We start from the raw sequence: 2,042 nt of genomic DNA, 5'->3' as shown, positions 1-2,042 counted from the left end.
CCCAGGAACGCGGCGGCTCGGGGGCCGCCGATGTCGGTCAGCCGGCCGGCGATCACGCTGCCCGCCGCTGCCGTGAGGACGCCGGCCGCGCCGGCCGCGCTGACCAGCAGCTTGCGGCCGGTACGCAGTTCGCTCTGCTTCAGCAGCACCGTCACCAGCACCGCCAGCCCCGCGACACCGGTCACGGTGTTGGTCACGACCTGGACGGTCTCCCCGGTCAGCAGGCCGTAGGTGATCCAGCCGACCGGCATCGCCGTGCTTTGCCAGCAGGCGGTCGCGGAGAGGCCCTTGGTGCGGCCGCGGGCGACGGAACGCCAGACCTGGGGCCAGGGGAGAGTGATGGACAGAGCGGCGCCGAACCAGCCGAGCAGAGCGATGGAGTGCATGATCCAAATCCGGTCGTCGGGACAGTAGGCGGCCGGAGCGTCCCGGCCACCTGTGCCCCATCGGCGTCGCTGCCGGACCGGCTGACAAGATCCATCCGTGAGAGGTGACACGGCGGGAAACCACCGTTTCGCACCCAAGTTCCGGAGGGACCGAGCGATATGGCGACGCGCCCACTGATCGACCTGCACCGGCACCTGGAGGGCTCGATCCGGTCGAGCACGTTCCTGGACGTGGCCCGCCGCGACGGCCATCCGCTGGCGGCGCAACCACGGCCGCGGGACCTGCTCGTCGCGGACGGGCCGCTGGGTGGGCTGCTGCCGTACCTGGCCAAGGTCGACGACCAGATCGGGGTGTTCCGCACGCTCGACGACTGGCGGCGGGCCGGGCGGGAGGCCGTCGAGGACGCCTTCGACGACGGCCTCGACTACGTGGAGCTGCGCTTCAGCCCGTACTTCATCCAGCAGCAGACCGGCCTCGCGCCGGTCGCGGTGATCGACGCGGTCGCCGACGGTGTCGCGGCCGGCAGCCGCGGCACCGGGCTGCGGGCCGGCCTGATCGCGACGATCCTGCGCGACCTCGGGCCGGAACGCGCGCTGGAGCAGGTGGCCACGTTCCTCACCCGGCGGGACGTGTGGTGCGGGGTCGACCTGGCCGGCAACGAGGCCGGGTACGCGGCCGCGCTGTTCGCCCCGGCGTTCGCCCGGGTCCGCGACGCGGGACTGCACATCACGGTGCACGCGGGGGAGGCGGCGGGCCCGGAGAGCGTCCGGGCGGCGGTCGAGGACCTCGGCGCCGAGCGGATCGGCCACGGCGTACGGGCCGCCGAGGATCCGCGCCTGCTGGAGGACCTGGCCGGCGCGGGGGTGACGCTGGAGGTGGCGCTGACCAGCAACACCCAGACCGGGGCGGCGCCGGGCTACCGCGACCACCAGATCCACACACTGCTCGCGGCGGGAGTCGGGGTCACTCTCAACACCGACAACCCGCGCGTCAGTGACGTGACTCTGTCCCAGGAGCACGCCCTGGCCCGTTACGCCACGGGCCTCACCGGCGAGCAGCTGAGCCTGGTCGCCCGGCAGTCCGCGACGGCCGCTTTCGCCGACTTGAGCTTTCCGGAGGCCTGAACCGAACGGCAACCGTGGCGCCCCCGTTCTGCGCTCCCCGGCTTCGTCAGGGTCCCGAAGGGGATGGCATGACGGACACGCAGATCGTTGAGCTGGGGCTGCAGGCCATGACCATCGCCGCGAAGATGTGCGCGCCGGTGCTGTTGACCGCGCTGCTGATCGGTTTCGCGATCTCGCTGTTCCAGTCGGTGACGCAGATCCAGGAGGCGACGCTGTCGTTCGTCCCGAAGGCTGTGGGCGTGGGCGCGGCGATCCTGTTCTCGGGCAATTGGATGCTGCACGAGATGGTCACCTTCACGACGCAGCTGTTCGAGAAGATCCCGACGCTGATCGGCTGACCTCGCCAGCAACGCAGAAGGGCCGCCCATCGGGCGGCCCTTTTTCGCGCCTGCCTCGTCGAAGAACGCCCGCCCGTGTTTCGTGGCGGCCAGTAGATCTCGGTAAGAACTGGCCCCTATAGCGGCCAATTTTTACCAAGATATCCCATTCGACCCGCGCCACGCCACCCATCACCCCGCCCGCTGGTGCCCG

Annotated in this window: 3 protein-coding genes; 2 read left to right on the top strand and 1 reads right to left on the bottom strand. The window is 71.1% G+C overall.

What is annotated here, in order from left to right:
- The coding region (locus AB0C29_RS45540) for a PQ-loop domain-containing transporter (protein ID WP_360834208.1) at positions 1–386 on the bottom strand (386 nt) is incomplete at its 3' end.
- 159 nt (positions 387–545) lie between these two features.
- Here AB0C29_RS45540 and add point away from each other — a divergent pair.
- Positions 546–1,511 (top strand): adenosine deaminase, encoded by a 966-nt coding sequence (add, locus tag AB0C29_RS45535; protein WP_360834206.1) that lies wholly within the window; start codon positions 546–548, stop codon positions 1,509–1,511.
- A 68-nt stretch (positions 1,512–1,579) separates the two neighbouring features.
- The gene (fliQ, locus tag AB0C29_RS45530; RefSeq protein WP_360542727.1) at positions 1,580–1,849 is read left to right on the top strand and encodes a flagellar biosynthesis protein FliQ; all 270 of its coding nucleotides are present in this window, start codon (positions 1,580–1,582) and stop codon (positions 1,847–1,849) included.
- The last annotated feature ends 193 nt before the right edge of the window (positions 1,850–2,042 follow it).

The sequence above is a fragment of the Actinoplanes sp. NPDC048791 genome (assembly GCF_040650095.1).
In the GTDB taxonomy this organism is placed as follows: Bacteria; Actinomycetota; Actinomycetes; order Mycobacteriales; family Micromonosporaceae; genus Actinoplanes.
This window is presented reverse-complemented; position numbering and strand designations above follow the sequence as displayed.